The sequence below is a fragment of the Azospirillum lipoferum 4B genome (assembly GCF_000283655.1).
Lineage (GTDB): Bacteria > Pseudomonadota > Alphaproteobacteria > Azospirillales > Azospirillaceae > Azospirillum > Azospirillum lipoferum_C.
On sequence record NC_016585.1, the window covers coordinates 985,184 to 1,004,039 of the forward strand.

Genomic DNA, 18,856 nt, shown 5'->3' on the forward strand with positions numbered 1-18,856 from the left:
GACAGCGGGAGACAGGGATTGATGCCCACACGGATCATCGGAGGCTGACACCGGATGATTACGGGATAAATCACGTATTTTGGGAAAGAGCGTTGCAGGTTCTGCAAAGACGGATCGCCCCGACCCTCGCCGGGAGCGTCCAGCCTCGCCGATTCAAACCCTTGCCAAATCCGTTGGATATGTGAACATTACCGTAATTCATTCCGGACGGCGCAACAATGGACAGACTCACCGAACTCGAGGTGTTCACCAAGATCGCCGAGGAGAGCAATCTCAGCCGGGCGGCGGATGCGTTGGGCATCTCGGTCTCCGGGGTCAGCCGGCATCTGGCCAGCCTGGAAAACCGGCTCGGCGTCCGGCTCGTCCAGCGGACCACCCGCCAGCTGTTCCTGACCCCCGAGGGCGAAAGCTTCTCCGCAAACGCGCGGGAGATCCTGGCGACGCTCCGCGAGGCGGAGGCGAGCGTCAGCATGGTCGTCGCACAGCCACGCGGGACATTGCGCGTCGGCGCGTCGCTGTCCTTCGCGCTGCTGCACCTGATGCCGGTCATCCGCGAGTTCCGCGCCCGTCATCCGCTGGTCCAGATCGACCTGAAGATTTCGAACCGCTATCAGGATCTGGTGGAGAGCGGCCTGGATCTCGCGGTCCGCACCCGCCGGGTCGAGATGGACAGCAGCGTCACGATCCGCAAGCTCGCCGAAACCAAGCGTCTGATCGCCGCCGCTCCCGCCTATCTGCGCGACCGGGGCACACCGGCCGAACCGAGGGATCTGCTCAAGCACGACATGCTGCTCTACAGCCTCGCCGACGATCCCGAACATCTGAACCTCGCCCGCAACGGGGAACTGGTGCGCATCCCGCTTGTCGGACAGATGATCTGCAACGACGGTCAGGTGCTTCGTCAGGCCGCGCTCGACGGGCTGGGCATCATCGTGCAGCCCGCCTACATCATCCATGCCGACATCAAGGCCGGGCGGCTGGTCCGTATCCTTGCGGATTGGGAGTTACCGCGCCTGACGATGAATCTGGCCTTCCCGTCGCGCACCCATCTTCCCGCCCGCACCCGGCTGTTCATCAACGCCCTGGTCGAGTATTTCTCGCGGAACGATTTCGAGGCGGAGTGGGATGCCGGTCCGAAATAAGGGGGGCACCGCTGCGGCGACGCTCCCCTTGTCGTGAACCAGCCCCCATTGCTTACGGCTGCATCAGCACCGATCTGGTCGGGTAGTCCGACGCCCAGGTCGCCGGCAGCGGGGCGACGAACACGTTCTCGGTCCGCGTCCGGGTGATCTTCCAGGTTCCGTCCGGCTCCTTGCGGAATCCGTTGTTCAGGCGCGAGGAGCGCAGCAGCGCCTTGCCGTCGGAGAACAGCCAGGGCTGCATATGGACCCATTGCCCATCCGCCGTGCGCCCACCCTCGTGAACATGGATCTGCTCCGAGGTGAGATAATGGCAGTTGAGGATCAGCGCCGGATCCTGCCGGCTGCCCCAGAAGTTCCGGAAATGCCCGCGCAACGCCTCCTTGCCTTCGACGCGGCCGAACTGGTTCGTGTAATACTCCCCAACCCCTTCCCAGACCGCATCCTCGCTGTAGAGCTGCAGGATCAGCTCGATGCGAGCCAGATCGTCGGCGACGCCGAATTCGGGATTGGGCGTGTCGCACAGGAACATGTAGCGGGCCTGCAGCCGGCGGATATCGGCCTCGGCCTCCAGAACCTCGATCCGCCGGACGAGGGCCGCAACATCGGCAGCACCATCTGTTGAGTTCGTCATCGCTGTGGGTCTCGCTTTTGATTGCCGGGAAAGGGAATGGCTTGCGGTGGACGGCCGAATGCGACGCACGGACCACCAGCATCCGCAAAGCGGGATTTGCAAGACACCGTAGCCGCACCCCCTCCGTCGTCAAGCGGTAATAATCACGTAATTTTATTCCATTCGAGGCCGTTGGCGTGGAAACCCCTGCCCTTCCACGGCTTTCCGCCCCGACCGACCGGTTCCCGGTTCACGCAAAGTACTTTTGCAGAAGATGGGAGAATTTTACGTCACCGATCATGTTACGGTGATGTTGAATTGCAAGACAGTCCGCAAACTGGACGATCTTTGAAAACCGTCACGCCCGCCTCGGCAGGGATGGCGGCCCTTCGTCATGGGCGCCCGGCAATCCGCTGAAAATAAACGATTATTTTTGAGAGCAATTCAAAATTCCCGTTGACCGCGCGCTGGTTTACGGTAATTTTCACGTAAAGACCGGCCGCGGAGGCCGCATCCCCCCTCCCTTTCATCCGGACGACACCATGGCGACGCCACGCAACAATCATGGGGCGATCTTCACGGATCTGCTGGAGCTTGGCGCTCCCGGCGGCCTGACGGTCGCGGTGAAGGACTGCCTGGACATCGCCGGCTTTCCGACCCGTTGCGGATCGGCGGCGTTCGACCAGGCCCCGGCGGCGTCCCGCCATGCCGCGGTGGTGGATGCCCTGCTGGCGGCGGGCTGCCGGATCGTCGGCAAGACGACCATGCACGAACTGGCCTATGGCATGACCGGCATCAACGCCCGCTTCGGCACCCCGGTCAATCCCGGCTGGCCCGAGCTGATTCCGGGCGGCTCCTCTTCGGGATCGGCGGTGGCGGTCGCCGCCGGTCTGGTGGATTTCGCGGTCGGCACCGACACCGGCGGCTCCGTCCGCCAGCCGGCGGCCTGCTGCGGGGTGTTCGGCATGAAGCCGACCTTCGGCCGCATCGACCGCCGGGGGGCCAGCCCCGCCGACAGCTCGCTCGACTGCATCGGTCCGCTGGCGCGCAGCATCGGCATGCTGGAGCGCGCGATGGTGGCGATGGATCCGGGCTTTCTGCCGGCCAAGGGGCTGGACCGCCCTCCCCGGCTCGCCCTGCTCCGCCATCCCGACGGTGCCGGGGCGGATCGCGAGTGGACCGGTCTCCTGCCCGCCCATGCCGCCGCCATGCCCTGGGTGGAGCTGCCGCTGCTCGACGACGCCTTCCGGGCCGGGATGACCGTCATCGCCCGCGAAACCCACCGGGCATTCGGCCATCTCCTGTCCGAACCGGCGGCGCTGGGCGACGACGTGCGCGCCCGCCTGGATGCCGCCGGACGGGTCACCGACGAGGAACTGGCACGGGCCGAGGATGTCAGGGCGCGCTTCACCGCCGAGGTGGACGCGCTGCTGGCCGACTGCGACGCCCTGGTCACGCCCGCCCTGCCGATGCCGCCGCCCGGCCTCGACGCGGCGCGGGATCCGAAGGCGGTCCTGCCGCTGACCCGTTTCCTGCGTCCCTTCAACCTTTCCGGACATCCGGCGATCGTCCTGCCGGCTGTCGATGACCGCGGCCAGCCGCGCGGCATCCAGATCGTCGGCCGCAAATTCGAAGACCCCCAGCTCTGCGCCATTGCGGCCTGGCTCTGCATGGCCGAACCGAACTTCCAGGCGAAGGACCATTCCCATGACTCCACGCAACGCGTCGGCCGCGACGGCGCTTGAAGCCCTCAAATCGGAAATCCGCGCGCGGCGCGACGAGTTCCACAAGCTCCGCCACATTCCCGTCGACATCGTCCGCAAGTTCCAGGAGGCCGGCGTCTACCGCGCCTTCGTCCCGACCCGCTTCGGCGGCGACGGCTGCTCCCCGGCGGAGTTCTGCCGGCTGGTCGAGGAGATCTCGACCGCCGACGCCTCGGCCGGCTGGGTCGCCAGCTTCGGCGTCTCCGCCACCTATCTGGCGGCGCTGCCGACCGAAACCTACGCCGGCATCTACGGCGCCGATCCCGACACGGTCTTCGCCGGCGGGCTGTTCCCGCCGCAGCCGACGCGCAAGGTCGCGGGCGGGCTGGAGTTCTCCGGCCGCTGGCCCTGGTGCTCGGGCGTGATGGGTGCGTCGATCGTCGGCGGCGGGATCAAGGTGGAGGGGGAGTCCAACGCGCTGCTGCGCACCGCCGTCATGCCGCGCGCCAAGGTCACGGTGCATGAGACCTGGGACACCATCGGCCTGCGCGCCACCGGCAGCCACGAGGTGTCGGTCGAGAACATCGTGGTGCCGGAGGAATGGACCTTCATCCGCGGCGGCAAGCCGTCGATGGACGACGCGATCTTCCGCTATCCCGCCATGGCGCTCGCCTCCCAGGTGCTGGCCGTGGTGGCTCTGGGCACGGCGCGGGCGGCCATCGACTGGGTGCGCCAGGACGCGCTCCGCCGCAACTCGATCACCGGCGCGCCCAGCCCGGCGGCGCGCGGCTATGTCCAGATGGGCGTCGCCCAGGCCGAAGGACTGCTTCTCGGCGCGCGGGCGGCCTTCTACGACACCATCGAACAGGCTTGGGACCAGATGCTGACCAAGGGCGAGGTCGACCGGCCGATGCAGATCCGCCTGCGGCAGGTCGCTTCCAAGGCGGCGCAGGACGGGGCCGAGGCCGCGCGCATCGCCTTCGTGCTGGGCGGGTCGGATTCGATGAACAGCGGCCACCCGCTGGGGCGCTTCATGATCGACGCCGCCTGCGTGGCGCAGCACGCCTTCATCGGCGCCGGAAGCTGGCAGATGGCCGGTGCCGCACTGCTCGACCAGCCGGCGGCCCCCGGATTCCCATGATCCGGCCGCTCCGGCTTTCAAACGAACCTCAAGACTGGGAACCGACGCGATGAGCGAGAAGAAGCCGATCCGCACCATGCTGTGCATCGCCGTGCAGCAGAATTTCTTCGACCTTCCCTTCGATCAGACCGGTCCGGTATGGACGGCGACGAAGCAGTTCCTGGCCACCGTCCACAAGATGCCGGGCGTCACCGTGCTGGGCACCTTCGACGACGACGAGACGATGGTCGGCACCTCGCCCACCGGGTTCCCCTGGACCTGCTACCTGCTGGGCGATTTCCCCGACCGAGAAGCGGTGGTGGCGGCCTGCAACCTGTTCCGCACCATCGAGGTCGGCGACCAGGGACACCGGCTGTGGCGCTACATGCGCATCGAGGCGCGCATGGGCCGGCCGCTGCCGACGCCCGAACTCTGATCCCCCGGCAAGCCGGCCGGCGAACCAAGCCGGCTAACCCAAAGGAGAACCCATGTCTCTCGACCATAGCCCGGCCCACGATGGCCCGGCCCAACACAATCCAACCCGCCCGGAAGACCTTGTCGAGCATGACCGGGTCCAGACGCCGCTGTACGAGGATGCCGCCCTCTTCGACCAGGAGATGGAGAAGATCTTCGCCCACACCTGGGTGTTCGTCGCCCATGGTTCGGAAGTGCCCGAGAAGGGGTCCTTCATCCTGTCCTGGGTCGGCCAGCAGCCGGTCATCGTGGTGCGCGACCGCAAGGGCGACATCAACGTCCTGGTGAACCGCTGCCGCCACCGCGCCGCCACGGTGTGCGAGGTGAAGAAGGGCAAGACCTCGTCCTTCCAGTGCCCCTACCATGGCTGGGGCTACGGCCTCGACGGCTCGCTGCGCGGCGTCCCCTACCCCGAGCAGTATGGCAAGGACTTCGACAAGTCGACGCTGGGGATGAAGGCGCTTCGCGTCGACTCCTACCAGAACATGATCTTCGCCACGCTGGACGACGGCATCGAGCCGCTGGCCGAATTCCTCGGCCCGGCGAAGAAGTGGATCGACCTGTTCATGAAGCAGGGCGGCGGCTATCCGGTCAAGGTGCTGGGCGAGCATCAGTTCACCGTGCCGATGAACTGGAAGATCCAGCTGGAGAACACCACCGACGCCTACCACTTCCCGGTCGTCCACAAGTCCTTCATCCAGAGCCTGGACAAGGAGGCCGAGGCCACCTTCAACTTCTTCGACAAGGCGGGCTTCGTCGAGGATCTCGGCAACGGCCATTCGGTCGCCGTCATGATCCCTGAACTGATCGATCTCGACGAGAACCTCGACGATCCGATCCCGGAGCGCTTCGCGGAGCTGGCCCAGGCGCTGCGCGACGAAGGCTTCGACGAGCCGCGCGTGCGCAAGATCGTGCGCGCCACCGGCGGCGCCGGCTTCAACCTGAACCTGTTCCCGAACGTGTCGCTGTCGCTGGCCTTCTTCCGCGTCCTGCGGCCGGTCGGCGTCAAGGAGACCGCCATCCGCCATGTCTGCCTCGGCATGGACGGCGGACCGGTCGCCGCCAACCGGATGCGGATCCGCCTGCAGGAGCATTTCCAGGGTCCGATGGGCTTCGGCACCCCCGACGACGCCGAGGTGTGGGAGCGCGTCCAGCGCGGCACGCTGGGCGGCAAGGATCTGCCGATCCTGGTGAACCGCGGCCTCGTCGACGAGGTTCCGGGCGTCGACGGCCCGCGCGGCCATCTCAGCGCCGAAACCGGCATGCGCGCCTCCTATCAGATGTGGAAAAGGATGATGGCCCAATGAGCGGGATCACGACCGTGGACAAGGATATCGATCTGCAGGAGCTGGCCGCCTTCGTCTGGCGGGAAGCCGATATTCTCGACCGCTGCGACTACGATGCCTGGCTGGCGCTGTGGACCGAAGACGGCCATTACATCGTCCCCATCGGCAAAGGCGAGAATTACGAGGATCAGGTCAACGTCTGCTACGACGACGCCAAGATGCGCAAGATGCGCGTCGAGCGCTTCCAGCAGGGCTTCTCGATCTCGTCTGCGCCCCCCGCCGATACGGTGCGCACCGTCTCCCGCTTCGTGCTTCAGGGCGCGACGGGTGACGAGATCGTCCTCAGCTGCGCCGAGCATGTGGTGGAGAACAAGTTCGGCCGCCAGCGGATCTATGCGGCGAACCTGACCTACACGCTGGTGCGCAGCGATGACGGCCTGCGGATCCGCAACAAGGTGGCGCGGTTGCTGAATTCGGATGGGGAGCTGACGGCGTTCAGCTATCTGTTCTGATGGCGGCCCCGTCTCCCGGCGCGCTCCAGACGGCGGTCGTCACCGGCGGCGCCAGCGGCCTGGGCGCCCTCACCGCCCGCGCCCTGCATCGGGCCGGCTTCCGCGTCGTCGTCACCGACCTCGCCGCCGATGCCGCCGAAGCTCTGGCCCGCGACCTCGACCTCTCCGGCGAGACCGCGGCCTCCGGCACGCTCGACGTGGCGAAGCCTGAGGATTTCCAACGGATCCTCGACCGCTGCGTCGAGCGCTGGGGCTCGGTCGAGGTGCTCGTCAACAACGCCGCCCGCACCGAGGTCAAGCCGGTGCTGGAGATCGGCGTCGACGAGTTCAACGCGGTGATGGCGACCAATGCCGGCGGCACCTTCGCCGGCTGCCAGATCTTCGGCCGCCATTTCAAGCAGCGCGGCTACGGCCGCATCGTCAACATGGCGTCGCTGGCCGGCCAGAATGGCGGGACCGCCACGGGGGCGCATTACGCCGCCTCCAAGGGGGCGATCCTGACGCTGACCAAGATCTTCGCCCGCGATCTCGCTCCCTTCGGCGTCACCTGCAACGCCATCGCTCCGGGTCCGATGGACACGCCGATGGTCCGCTCGGTGCTGACGCCGGAGCGGCTGCCGGCGGCGCTGGCGGCGATCCCGGTCGGCCAGCTCGGCGATCCCGACTTCGTGGCCGACCTCGTCACCCTGCTGGCCCGGCCCGAATCCGGCTTCGTCACCGGGGCCTGCTGGGACGTCAACGGGGGGATTTACATGCGATGAGCGACGACACCGACAGCAAGACCCGCATCCTGACCGTCATCGAACGGATCGAGGAGCCGGGCGACATCCTGCGGGTCAAGCTGGCGGCGCCCGACGGCGCCGCCCTGCCGGCCTTCACCGCGGGCGCGCACATCGACATCCGCCTGAGTGCCGGCGACACCGGCCTGTGGCGGCAGTATTCGCTCTGCTCGGACCCGGCCCAGGCCCAGGGTCAGGCCGGTCATTACGAGATCGGCGTCCTGCGCGACCCCAACAGCCGCGGCGGTTCCGTCGCCTTCCACCGCCTCGCGGCGCCGGGCGGCAGCTTCACCGTCGAAGGCCCGCGCAACCATTTCGAACTGGCGGAGGACGCCCGCCGCACCGTGCTGTTCGGCGGCGGCATCGGCATCACGCCGATGCTGGCGATGGCCTGGCGGCTGCACGCCCTGAACCGGGACTTCACGCTGCATTACTGCACCCGGTCGGAGCGCGCCACCGCCTTCCGCGACACCATCGCCACAGCCCCCTGGGGCCATCGCGTGGTGTTCCATCACGACGATCTGCCGCAAGCGCAGCGCCTCGACCCCGCCCGCGACCTGCCGGAGCCGGACGCCGGGACCCACCTCTATGTCTGCGGCCCCCAGGGCTTCATGGATTGGGTGATCGGCGCCGCAAAGACCGCCGGCCATGCCCCGGCCAACATCCACCGGGAGTATTTCTCGGCCCAGGTCGACAGCACCGGCGAGGGGTTCGAGGTGACGGCGAGCCGGTCCGGCGTGACCGTGAGCGTCGGTCCCGAAGACACCATCGCCAAGGCGCTCGCCCGCGCCGGCATCTCCATCCCGGTGAAGTGCGAGGAGGGCGTCTGCGGCACCTGCGTGACCGACGTGCTCGACGGCACCCCCGATCACCGCGACCAGTTCCTCACCGACGAGGAGCGCGCCGAGGGCAGCATGATCTGCGTCTGCTGCTCGCGCGCCCGGTCGAAATCCCTCGTTCTCGATATCTGAGAGGAAGCGATCATGTCCGCAACCGCCGCCCCGCTGCCGCCCGAAACCCAGGCCTTCCGCGACGGCATGAGCCGTCTGGGCGCCGCCGTCAATCTGGTGACGACCGACGGCCCCGCCGGCCGCCACGGCCTGACCGTCTCCGCCGTCTGTTCGGTGACCGACACGCCGCCGACGCTGCTCGTCTGCATCAACGCCAACGCTTTCGCCCATGACGCCTTCCTGGAGAACGGCGTGCTCTGCGTCAATGTGCTGAACGCCGATCACCAGGAACTGTCACGCTCCTTCGCCAAATGGACCGGCGAGGACCGCTTCGCCGGCGGCGTCTGGACGCGGGACGGAACCGGTGCCCCGGTGCTGTCCGGCGCCTCGGCCTCCTTCGACTGCCGGATCGTCGACCACCAGCGCAAGGGCACCCACACCGTGCTGTTCTGCGAGGTCCAGGCGACGGCGCTTTGCGACGGCCCCGGCGGCGGGCTGATCTGGTTCAACCGGGGCTTCCACACGCTCGGGACGTCCGCTTGATTGGGGGCGACGCCGGTCAGACCTCGCCCAGCCGGTCGAAGACCTTCTCCAGCAGCCCGTTGAGCGCCGCCATCTCCTCGCTGGAGATGTTGACGAAGGATGCCGCCAGGATGCCGTCGGCCTCGGCCATGGCGAGCTGGCGCATCCGGTCGCCGTAAGGCGTCAAACCGACATCGGTCGCCCGCCCGTCGGTGGGCCGCACCCGTGTCGTCACCAGCCCGTCGGCAACCATCCTCTGCACGATCTTGGTCGCGGTGTTCAGTTTCAGGACGCTGGCTTCCGCGATTTCGGAAATGCTCTGATGCTCGTCCTCATACAGGCACATCAGCACGCGCCAGCGCGGCATGTCGAGGTTCAGCGGCTTCAGCCGCTTTTCCAGCACCTGCACATAGCGGCCGTTCACCCGCGAAATCCAGTAGAAGGGCCAGTCGCGGCGCATGCGTTTCTTGGAGAACGCCTGGCCCCCCGCCTGCATCGGGAGTTGGGGTGAACTGCTGCCGCTCATGCTGCGCCCTTCATCCGGCTGCGGCGGGACGGACGGGCTGCCAGCCGGTCCGGCCACGCTCGACACAACCATGTGGAGATGACGGGTGAATAGCGGAAAAGCTGCCGCATCACAAGACGGTTGGCAGCCGGACAGCTTGCCGCATGCAAAGCAGACGAGCGATATCTGGTGCCAACGTGAAAAACCATAAAAGAATAAATGCGTCTTCACATATTCTGGAAAAGATATTTTCAGTTTCCGGGAAGATAGCCCGACAATTACAGCGGATATAACTTAAAGATATGGCTATAATCCGCAGCACCATCAATCGATGACATGCCTGGATTTGCAGGCACCGCGTCCGATGCAACAGCTGTACTCGGACCCGACGCGGCTTCACGGATCGTGAGCATGCATGGCGCACGCAGGGCGGCCGGCCCTGGCCCCGCCCTTGCCCAAACAAGAAAATCACCCGAACGGAGACAGCTTCATGGTCACCGCCCAGACATTCGCCGGCACATTCGCCGGCACATGCACCGTCCGGCCGAGCGACACCCCCCGCCCCCATCGGCCGCTGCGGAGACGGATGCTCGCCGGCACGGCCCTGCTCGCGATGCCGCTCCTCGCGATGTCCACCACCGCCCACGCGGACGTCACGCTCCATGAGCAGAACGGCGTCACCCTCGAAGGCGGCTTCACCGCCGGCATCGGTGCGGTCGCCGTGTCCAACGCCAATCTCGGCGCCGGGGTGGTCACACCGGACGGCAAGGTGCAGAAGGACCGCAGTTGGGCCGAAGGCTACATCGCCCCCAGCCTGAAGCTGACCTATGCCACCGAAAGCGCCGGCACGCTCTACAGCGGCGTGCGTGCGGTGTCGGGCGGAACAATCGGCGACGGCGATGCCGGCGGCTTCACCCAGGGCCGCCAGGGCCGCACCGACCTCGATAACCTCTATGTCGGCTGGAGGAGCGGCGACCTGCTGTCCAGCCTGGGCAAGGATGCCGTCGACCTCGCCTATGGCCGGCAGAACTTCATGATCGGCGACGGCTTCATCATCGGCGACGGCACGCTGGATTCGCGGCGCCAGGGGACTTACTGGCTGGGGCCGCGCCGCGGCTGGAACACCGGCACCGCCGTCGCCAAATTCGACATCGCGCCGGTCCATGCCGACCTGTTCCGCCTGAAGAGCGACAAGAACAGCAACACCGACGTCATTTATGGCGGCAATCTGGAATGGCGCTTCGGGGCGGAGGGCAAAAGCTCGCTCGGCGCCGCCTACATGCGCATCGACCAGTCGAACCTGCCGACCCGCAAGGGCATGGACATCTACAATCTCCGCGCCCTCGGCGTCACCGTCCCGTCGGTTCCGGGGCTGACCCTGTCGGCGGAATATGTGAAGCAGCACAACAGCCGCGCCGGTGCCGAGCTCGATGCCTCGGCCTGGTACGGCGAGGCCGGCTACAGCTTCGCCGACGTCGCCTGGACGCCGCGTGTCGGCTACCGCTACAGCCAGTTCAGCGGCGACAAGCCCGGCACGGCCAAGAGCGAGGCGTTCGATCCGCTCCACATGGCCTTCCCGCGCTGGGGCACCTGGCTTCAGGGCGAGATCAACGGCGAATATTTCCCGACCTCCAACAGCAACGTGAAGGTCCACAACGTCCAGTTCGCCGTCCAGCCGGCCGAGACGGTCACGCTGACCGCCCTGCTGTACGACTTCCGCTTCGACCGCAAGCCGGCCGGCGTCACCAGCGGCCATGTCGGCAACGAGATCAACCTCGTGGTCGACTGGGGGGCGACGGAAAATCTGCTGGTCAGCGGCGTGGCCGGGCACTTCTTCGCCGGGGACGGCGGCAAGCAGTTCCTGCGTGGCAACAAGGACAGCACGGTCTTCGCGGTGATGGCGACCCTGACCTATTGACGGTCGGTTGCGGACGGGTGGATGCACCCGTCCGCATTGTGTCTTGCCGCAGTTTTCTTTGCCGCGCTAAACCACGGCGTCGGCCCTACATGCCGAGATAGGCGCGGCGGACCTCGTCGTTCTTCAGCAGGTCCCGGCCGCGTCCCTGCAAGGCGATCCGCCCCGATTCCATGACATAGGCGTGATCGGCGATGGACAGTGCGGCCCGCGCATTCTGTTCCACCAGCAGGATGGTCATGCCCGCGTCCCGCAGCATGCGGATGATGCGGAAGATGTCCGCGACGATCAGCGGCGCCAGCCCCATGCTCGGTTCGTCCAGCAACAGAAGCCTGGGCTTGCCCATCAGGGCGCGGCCCAGGGCCACCATCTGCTGCTGGCCGCCCGACAGCACCCCGGCAGGCTGGTCGCGTCGCTCGCGCAGCACCGGGAACAGGGTGAACACCTCCTCCAGCCCCTCCGCGATCTCCGCCGCCGGCCGGGTGTGGGCGCCCATGCGCAGATTGTCTTCGATGGTCATGGGGGCGAAGACATGCCGCCCCTCCGGCACCTGACAGATGCCGGCGCGCACCCGCGCATCGGCGCTGGCGCCGGTGATCGGCTTGCCCTGCATCAGGACGGATCCGGCGGATATCGGCTGGACGCCGGAAATGCAGCGCAGCAAAGTGGTCTTTCCCGCACCGTTGGCGCCGACCAGGGCCACCAGCTGCCCCGGCGGCACCTGGATGGACACGCCGTGCAGGACCTGGATGCGGCTGTAGGCGCTGGTCACCCCATCGACCGTCAGCAGCGCATCCCCCGCCGCCGACGGTTTCGGCGCGATGGGCGCATGGTCGGCCTTCGCCCCGAATCCTTCGGGCGAGGGCAGCAGCTGCGTGATCCGTGCGCGCAGCAGGGCCACCGTCTCCGCCGGGTCGACATGGTCGAGCGGGTCGCTGCGGGCGGCGAAGGCGGCGTCGATTTCCGTCCAGTCCGCCGGGGTCAGCACTGCGCCGGCCAAGGGAAAGCACTCCTCCTCCTCGACCCGCAGATGCTCGTCCAGCTCCCGCCGGAAGCGGGCGATTTCGGCGGCAAGCTCCGTCAGGTTCTTCGCATCATGGCGATTCGGGTTGCTGGCAAGATGGCGCAGGCGCGCGAGATGGCGGCGCGCCTCGTGGTGGTCCCGGTCCAGCCGGTCGAGCATCGCCCCGCCGCGGTCGCTGCGCACACGCATCCGCGCAAACAGCAGATCGCTTTCGCGGGCATGGTGGCAATGGTCGGCGTAGGCCTCGAAATAATCGGCGATCAGCTCGACGGTGTGGAGCCCGGCCTCGTCCGCCGAGCCGGCGGCGAACCGGTCGCCCAGCACCGCCAGGGCTCCGGCGACCAGACGCATGTTGCGGTGTTCGGCCGCGATGATGGCAAGCGCGCGCATGGTCGTCAGTCCTCCTCGGCGTCGGCGCCCAGATAGGCGGCGATCACCTCCGGGTTTTCGCGGATTTCGGTGGGGGTTCCCTCGGCCAGCCGGCGGCCGTAGTTCAGGACCAGGATGCGGTCGGACACGGTCATCACCAGCTTCATGTCATGTTCCACCACCACCACGGTCAGCCCCGACCGCGCCAGATCCGCCACCAGGGTCTGGATCCCGTGGGTTTCGGTGTGGTTCAGCCCCGCCGCCGGTTCGTCCAGGAACAGGATCTTCGGGTCCGACGCCAGGGCGCGGGCGATCTCCAGCCGCTTCAGGGCGCCATAGGGCATCGCGGCGGCGTCGGCCTTGATGAAGGCGCCGCAGCCCACCCGCTCCATCAGGGCGGCGGCCCGTTCGCGGCATGCCCTGTCGGCGCGCGACAGGCCCGGCCAGCGGAACATTCCGGCGAACATGGAGGAATTGAGCGTCAGATGGGCGCCGACCATCACATTGTCGATGGCGCTGAGATTCCTGCAGATCTGCAGGTTCTGGAAGGTGCGGCTCATGCCGCGCCTCGCCAATTGGTCGGGTGCGGCGCCGCCGATCTCCTGCCCCTCGAAACCGATCGAGCCGGAGGTCGGCGTGTAGAGGCCGGAGATCAGGTTGAACAGCGTCGTCTTGCCGGCGCCGTTCGGCCCGATCACCGAATAGACGCAGCCCTTGGGAATGGTGAAGCTCACATCCTGAACCGCGTGAACCCCGCCGAACCGTTTGGACAGGTTGGCGACCGTCAGCATGCCGCACCCCCCTTGCCCGCGAAGCGGACGGAGCGCAGGCGCGTCGCCAGGCTGGGAACGACGCCGCGCGGCAGGAAGATCATCGTCACCACCAGGATCACCCCGAACAGCACCGAATCCCAGCCCTCGTAGCCGGCCAGGACCTGCGGCAGCAGGCCCATGACCACCGCGCCGAAGATCGATCCATAGATCGACGCCATGCCGCCCAGCACCACGACGATGACGAGTTCCACCGATTGCATGATGCCGGCGATGCCGGGGTTTATGTATCCGGAGTAATGGGCCGACAGGCTGCCGAGCATCGCCGAGACGGTGGCGGAGAGGACGAACACGCCGATCTTGCGGCGTCGGACGTCGATGCCCGCGACCGACGCGGCGGTCTCCGAGCCGTGCAGCGCCTGCAGCGCCCGTCCGGCGGGGGAATCGATGAGGTTCTGCGCCAGGATCACGGTGCCGATCAGCAGGCCGCCGAACAGCCAGTACCATTGCCGTTCGCCCGACAGCGTCAGACCGAACAGGCTGAAGCCGTCCACCGGCATGCCGTCGGGACCGCCGGTCCAGGCGGCCTCGTTGGCGAGGACGATGGAGATGATGATGCCCAGACCCAGGGTGGCCATGGCGAGATAATGGCCACGCAGGCGCAGGATGACCCGCGCCACGCCCCAGGCGATCACAGCCGTCAGCAGGGCAGCGGCCAGCAGGGCCGGCAGCGGCGCCCAGCCGAAATGCGTGGTCAGCACGGCGGAGCCATAGGCGCCCAGCCCGAAGAAGCCGGCATGGCCCAGGCTGATCTGGCCGGTGTAGCCCATCAGCAGGTTGAGGGCGATGGCGTTCACCGCCAGGATGGCGATGCGGATCGCCACGTCGAAATAGAAGGCGTTTGGCAGAAGCAGCGGCAACAGCGCCACGACGGCGGCCAGCGCCGCCAGCCCGACGACGCGCCCCGTGCCGGTGCGTCCCGCCGCGGAACGCTTCAAGTCGGATTGCCTCAAGTCGGATTGCCGGTCTCGCGGCAACGATCGATCGGGATGAAGGGTCATGGGTCAGATCCGATCCGTCGGTTTGGCGCCCAGCAGCCCTTGCGGACGCAGCACCAGGACGATGAAGACCAGGACGAACGGCACCGCGTCCTTGTAGGCGGACGACACATAGCCGGCGGTCAATGCCTCGATCAGGCCCAGGAACAGGCCGCCGAACACCGCGCCCGGCCCGCTGCCCAGACCGCCCAGCGTCGCCGCCACGAAGCCCTTCAACCCAAGCATCGTGCCGGTGTCGTATGCCACCGTCGAGATCGGGGCGATCAGAACGCCGCCGACGGCGCCGATCACCGCCGACAGCGCGAAGCTGAGCGTCAGCACCCGGCGGACGTCCACGCCGACCAGCTGGGCCGCCAGCCGGTCATAGGATGTCGCCAGCACGCTCTTGCCGATGCGGGTGCGGCCGAAGAACAGGTTCAGCCCCAGCACGATCAGCGCACCGACCGCCAGCACCCACAGGCTTTGCGGCAGGATGGTCGCGCCCAGCAGCGCCAGGGGCGCCTCGCCGGAAAAATGCGGCAGGGCGTGCGGTCTCTTGCCCAGCAGGATCTCCGTCAGCCCCCGCAGGATCATCGACACGCCGATGGTGATGATGATGATGCTGGCGACCTCTGCGTCGCGGGCGGGGGCGACCGCCAGCCGCTCCACCAGACCGCCGACGAGCCCGGCGATCATCACCCCGGCGACGCAGGCCAACGGCAGCGGCACGCCCGCCGCCGACAGGAAGGAGGCCGCCATGCCGCCGACCATGATGAACTCGCCCTGGGCGAAATTGATCACGCCGCTGGCGTTGTAGATCATCGAAAAGCCGAGCGCCGACAGCATGTACATGGCGCCCAGCGTCATGCCCGACAGAATGAATTGAAGAAGCTCTGGCAGCATGGGGTCCTTTTCCTCTCGGCGGAGTGCCGGCGCCTTCCCTCACGCCGCGCCCGGAGGGGCGCAGTGGAACGGGGCGGGAGCGGACGAAGAAGACGGCTCACTCGGCAATCGTGAATTTGCCGTTCCTGACCGTGACGATCTTCAATGCGGAGATGTCGAGGCCCAGATGGTCCTGGGGCGACATGTTGATCATGCCGGACGTTCCGGGCAGGCCCGCCGTGTTCTCGATGAAATCCCGGACCTTGGCCTTGTCGACGCTCTTGGCCAGCGTCACCGCATTGACCCAGATGTGCCAGGCGTCGCGGGCATAGGCGCCGAAGGACGACACGTCCGTCTTGTAACGGGATTCATATTCCCTGACGTAGTCGACCGACAGTTTCTTCAGCGGATCGCTGTCCGGCAATTCGGCGGCGACCATCAGCACCGGCGCCGGCAGGCGCACCCCTTCGGCCGCCGGCCCCGCCAGGCGGATATACTCCCGCGTCGCCACCCCGGAGGTCTGGTAATGCGGCAGGTCGATGCCGAGCTGCGCGATGTTCTTGGTCACGACCACCGCGCCCTGGCCGAAGGTCACGACGAACAGGGCCTGGACGCCGGGGGTGTTCTTGATCTTCGCCAGCTGGGTGGTGACGTCGGTGTCCTTCGGGTTGAAGGTTTCATCCACCGCCACCGTGATGCCGACCTTCTGGGCGACATTCAGCATCTCCTTGCGGGCGGACTGGCCGAAGCCGCTGGTGTCCGACAGCATGGCGATGGACTGGTAGCCCCTGGCCTTCATGTCGAGCATCACCCGCTGGCCGACCATGCGGTCGTGATGGGCGGGCTTGAACATCCAGCGCTTGACCGGCTCGACGATCACCAGGGCGCCGGCCAGGGAGATGAACGGGATCTGCGCCCGTTCGATCAGCGGGTACATCGCCATGCTGGCGCCGGTGGTGGTGCCGCCGATCAGCATGTCCACCTTGTCGTCCTCGATCAGGCGCTTGACCAGGACGTTGGCCTTGCCCGGCTCGCTGCCGTCATCGTAATGGACCAGCTCGACCGGGCGTCCCAGCAGACCTCCGGCCTTGTTGGTCTGGTCGACCATCATTTCCAGGGTCTTCAATTCCGGATCGCCCAGGCTCGACGCGCCGCCGGTCAGGGACAGGACCGCCCCGACCTTCACCGGGTCCGCGGCCGGCGCCGGCGCGGCCGACGCGCCGATCGCCAGCGCGCAGACGACGCCCACCATCATATTGAAAAAGCGCATGGATCTCTTGTCTCCCTGAAGGATGCCCAAAGGCCCTGTTCTTTCATGCAAGATCCTTCGGCGAGGGCCCCCGATGGAGAGCCGTCCAACCGCGGATCGCGTCGTTGCAGCTTGTCCGAAGCCTTATCTGCGGCAGGCTCGGCTGCATTTTCTTGATGATGCGGGTAACGCCCGATCCTCCGCATCGAGGCGGAAGGATTTTCATTTTCCGAACCGGCACTGCCGCCTGTCAAGCATTCGGGTTTTAAAATTATGGGAACCAGTTTTTCTCAATCTGCAAAAATACAGTCCGGCTTCCATCCTTCATGATCATGGCGGAGCGTCCCATCGCGCCACGCATACCTGTTGGGTATGAAAACATGATCCAATCGGTTTTGGACACGAACCGTCCTTTAAAAGGATGATCTGCCCCGGAAACTTTGACGCTGCGCATACGCACAGATTTGGGGATGTTCGCGTGACGAAAATCGAGCGGGTCGAAACCTTCATTCTGGATCTGCCGACCATCCGCCAGCATGTCCTGGCGATGGCGACGATGCGGACGCAATCGGTCGTGATCGTCCGCATCACCGCGTCCGACGGCGTCGTCGGCTGGGGCGAAGGGGCGACCATCGGCGGCTTGAGCTATGGCGAGGAATCGGTCGAGGGCATGGCGCTGGCCATCGACACCTACATGACGCCGCTGCTGATCGGCCAGGATGCCGGGCGGGTCGGCGCCGCGATGGCGCGGATCGGCGCCTTCGTCCAGGGCAACAACACGGCCAAATGCGCGGTCGAAACCGCGTTGCAGGACGCGGCGGCTCGGCGGCTGGGCGTATCGCTGGCCCATCTGTTCGGCGGGCGGGTGCGCGACCGGCTGCCCTGCGCCTGGACGCTGGCGAGCGGGCAGTCCGACCTGGACATCGCCGAGGCCGAGCGGCTGCTCGACGCCCGCCGCCACAACATCTTCAAGCTGAAGATCGGCAAGCGTGCGCTGGCCGACGACATCGCCCACATCGCCGCGATCAAGCGCGCGCTGGGCGACCGCGCCAGCATCCGGGTGGACGTCAACCAGGCCTGGAGCGTCACCGACGCCCGGCGCGGGCTGGCGGCGCTGGCCGACGCCGGGGCCGATCTCGTCGAACAGCCGGTGGGCCGCCAGCATCTGCCGGCGCTTGCCCGGCTGACCCAGGATTTTCCCATCGCCGTGATGGCCGACGAGATCCTGCGCGGTGCCGAAGACGCCTTCCGTGTCGCCGCCGCCGCCGGGGCCGACGTCTTTTCGGTCAAGCTGGCCCAATCGGGCGGCGTCGGTCCGGCGGCGAAGGTCGCGGCCATCGCCGAGGCGGCCGGGATCGGCATCTATGGCGGCACCATGATCGAAACCGGGGTGGGGACGGCGGCGGCGGCCCAGCTGTTCGCCACGCTGCCCCGGCTGGATTGGGGAACCGAGCTGTTCGGCCCCCTGCTGTTCACCGACGATTTTCTCGCCACGCCGCTGCGTTACGAGGAGTTCGCCCTGGTCGTGCCGGATGGGCCGGGCATCGGCATCGACATCGATCCCGACCGTCTGGACGCCCTGCGCCGCGACCGTCCGCGCAGCCTCCATGCGTCCCGCGCCATTCCCCAAGCCGCAAATCCTCAAGCTGGAGAGTGATCCCATGCTGTTCCATGTGACGATGACGGTGCGCCTGCCGGCCGACATGCCGGCGGATGCCGCCGCCGACCTGAAGGCGCGCGAGAAGGCCATCGCCGCCGACCTGCAGCGCAACGGCAAATGGCGCCATCTGTGGCGCGTTGCCGGGGCCTACGCCAATGTCAGCATCTTCGACGTCGCCGACAACGCCGAGTTGCACGACATCCTGACCGGACTGCCGCTGTTCCCCTACATGGACATCGCCGTGACGCCGCTGTGCCGCCATCCATCCTCGGTCCGCGACGGCGACGCCTGACGGTCCTGATCGTAGTCCCGCTCCTCAGCCCCCCTCACGCCACCAACCAACAAGT

The 18,856-nt window shown here is 67.1% G+C and carries 19 protein-coding genes; 12 read left to right on the plus strand and 7 right to left on the minus strand.

Translation table 11 applies throughout. The annotated features are described in order from the left end of the window. Positions 1-218: 218 nt before the first annotated feature. A complete protein-coding gene (locus tag AZOLI_RS18125) occupies positions 219-1,142 on the plus strand; it encodes a LysR family transcriptional regulator (protein ID WP_014188615.1) in 924 nt (307 codons plus the stop codon). Positions 1,143-1,194: 52 nt separating this feature from the next. On the opposite strand, the gene AZOLI_RS18130 is transcribed toward AZOLI_RS18125, so the two are convergent. Next, positions 1,195-1,773: a nuclear transport factor 2 family protein gene (locus AZOLI_RS18130; RefSeq protein WP_014188616.1), complete on the minus strand. Its 579-nt coding sequence runs from the start codon at positions 1,771-1,773 to the stop codon at positions 1,195-1,197. Between the two features lie 521 nt (positions 1,774-2,294). Here AZOLI_RS18130 and AZOLI_RS18135 point away from each other — a divergent pair. Genes AZOLI_RS18135 through AZOLI_RS18170 form a run of 8 tightly spaced genes read left to right on the plus strand, consistent with a single transcriptional unit; the run spans position 2,295 to position 9,119 of the window. Beyond that, a complete protein-coding gene (locus tag AZOLI_RS18135; protein WP_014188617.1) occupies positions 2,295-3,497 on the plus strand; it encodes an amidase in 1,203 nt (400 codons plus the stop codon). Further along, positions 3,460-4,596, plus strand: a complete 1,137-nt coding sequence (locus tag AZOLI_RS18140; RefSeq protein ID WP_014188618.1) for an acyl-CoA dehydrogenase family protein — start codon at positions 3,460-3,462, stop codon at positions 4,594-4,596. The genes AZOLI_RS18135 and AZOLI_RS18140 overlap by 38 nt, the downstream gene beginning before the upstream one ends. A 49-nt stretch (positions 4,597-4,645) precedes the next feature. Continuing rightward, positions 4,646-5,011, plus strand: a complete 366-nt coding sequence (locus AZOLI_RS18145; protein WP_014188619.1) for a hypothetical protein — start codon at positions 4,646-4,648, stop codon at positions 5,009-5,011. 52 nt (positions 5,012-5,063) lie between these two features. Further along, entirely contained in the window at positions 5,064-6,356 is a 1,293-nt protein-coding gene (locus AZOLI_RS18150) for an aromatic ring-hydroxylating oxygenase subunit alpha (RefSeq protein WP_014188620.1), read from the plus strand. Continuing rightward, on the plus strand, positions 6,353-6,847 hold the full coding sequence (locus AZOLI_RS18155; protein WP_044551632.1) for an aromatic-ring-hydroxylating dioxygenase subunit beta: 495 nt from the start codon (positions 6,353-6,355) through the stop codon (positions 6,845-6,847). The genes AZOLI_RS18150 and AZOLI_RS18155 overlap by 4 nt, the downstream gene beginning before the upstream one ends. Further along, positions 6,847-7,608, plus strand: a complete 762-nt coding sequence (locus tag AZOLI_RS18160; RefSeq protein WP_014188622.1) for an SDR family NAD(P)-dependent oxidoreductase — start codon at positions 6,847-6,849, stop codon at positions 7,606-7,608. Before AZOLI_RS18155 ends, AZOLI_RS18160 begins: the two co-directional genes overlap by 1 nt. Beyond that, on the plus strand, positions 7,605-8,597 hold the full coding sequence (locus tag AZOLI_RS18165) for a PDR/VanB family oxidoreductase (protein ID WP_014188623.1): 993 nt from the start codon (positions 7,605-7,607) through the stop codon (positions 8,595-8,597). The genes AZOLI_RS18160 and AZOLI_RS18165 overlap by 4 nt, the downstream gene beginning before the upstream one ends. A gap of 12 nt (positions 8,598-8,609) precedes the next feature. Next, the gene (locus tag AZOLI_RS18170) at positions 8,610-9,119 is read left to right on the plus strand and encodes a flavin reductase (protein ID WP_014188624.1); all 510 of its coding nucleotides are present in this window, start codon (positions 8,610-8,612) and stop codon (positions 9,117-9,119) included. 16 nt (positions 9,120-9,135) lie between these two features. Here AZOLI_RS18170 and AZOLI_RS18175 read toward each other — a convergent pair whose 3' ends face one another. Next, entirely contained in the window at positions 9,136-9,624 is a 489-nt protein-coding gene (locus tag AZOLI_RS18175; protein WP_244442577.1) for a MarR family winged helix-turn-helix transcriptional regulator, read from the minus strand. 565 nt (positions 9,625-10,189) lie between these two features. Here AZOLI_RS18175 and AZOLI_RS18180 point away from each other — a divergent pair. Further along, a complete protein-coding gene (locus tag AZOLI_RS18180; protein WP_162488263.1) occupies positions 10,190-11,521 on the plus strand; it encodes an alginate export family protein in 1,332 nt (443 codons plus the stop codon). A gap of 85 nt (positions 11,522-11,606) precedes the next feature. Here AZOLI_RS18180 and AZOLI_RS31300 read toward each other — a convergent pair whose 3' ends face one another. From AZOLI_RS31300 to AZOLI_RS18205, 5 genes are all read right to left on the minus strand, one after another. Further along, complete coding sequence (locus tag AZOLI_RS31300; RefSeq protein WP_014188627.1) at positions 11,607-12,932, minus strand: ATP-binding cassette domain-containing protein; 1,326 nt, start codon at positions 12,930-12,932, stop codon at positions 11,607-11,609. A gap of 5 nt (positions 12,933-12,937) precedes the next feature. Then, positions 12,938-13,702: an ABC transporter ATP-binding protein gene (locus tag AZOLI_RS18190; RefSeq protein ID WP_014188628.1), complete on the minus strand. Its 765-nt coding sequence runs from the start codon at positions 13,700-13,702 to the stop codon at positions 12,938-12,940. Next, complete coding sequence (locus tag AZOLI_RS18195) at positions 13,696-14,679, minus strand: branched-chain amino acid ABC transporter permease (RefSeq protein ID WP_014188629.1); 984 nt, start codon at positions 14,677-14,679, stop codon at positions 13,696-13,698. Before AZOLI_RS18195 ends, AZOLI_RS18190 begins: the two co-directional genes overlap by 7 nt. A gap of 66 nt (positions 14,680-14,745) precedes the next feature. Next, a complete protein-coding gene (locus AZOLI_RS18200) occupies positions 14,746-15,621 on the minus strand; it encodes a branched-chain amino acid ABC transporter permease (RefSeq protein ID WP_014188630.1) in 876 nt (291 codons plus the stop codon). Between the two features lie 97 nt (positions 15,622-15,718). Next, positions 15,719-16,870: an ABC transporter substrate-binding protein gene (locus AZOLI_RS18205; protein WP_014188631.1), complete on the minus strand. Its 1,152-nt coding sequence runs from the start codon at positions 16,868-16,870 to the stop codon at positions 15,719-15,721. 457 nt (positions 16,871-17,327) lie between these two features. On the opposite strand from AZOLI_RS18205, the gene AZOLI_RS18210 reads away from it, so the two are divergent. Together AZOLI_RS18210 and catC are read left to right on the plus strand one after the other, a co-directional pair. After that, positions 17,328-18,506 carry a muconate/chloromuconate family cycloisomerase gene (locus AZOLI_RS18210; protein WP_014188632.1) on the plus strand — a complete coding sequence of 393 codons (1,179 nt, stop codon included), beginning with the start codon at positions 17,328-17,330 and terminating at the stop codon, positions 18,504-18,506. A 4-nt stretch (positions 18,507-18,510) separates the two neighbouring features. Next, positions 18,511-18,801 carry a muconolactone Delta-isomerase gene (gene catC / locus AZOLI_RS18215; RefSeq protein WP_044551635.1) on the plus strand — a complete coding sequence of 97 codons (291 nt, stop codon included), beginning with the start codon at positions 18,511-18,513 and terminating at the stop codon, positions 18,799-18,801. Positions 18,802-18,856: the final 55 nt, after the last annotated feature.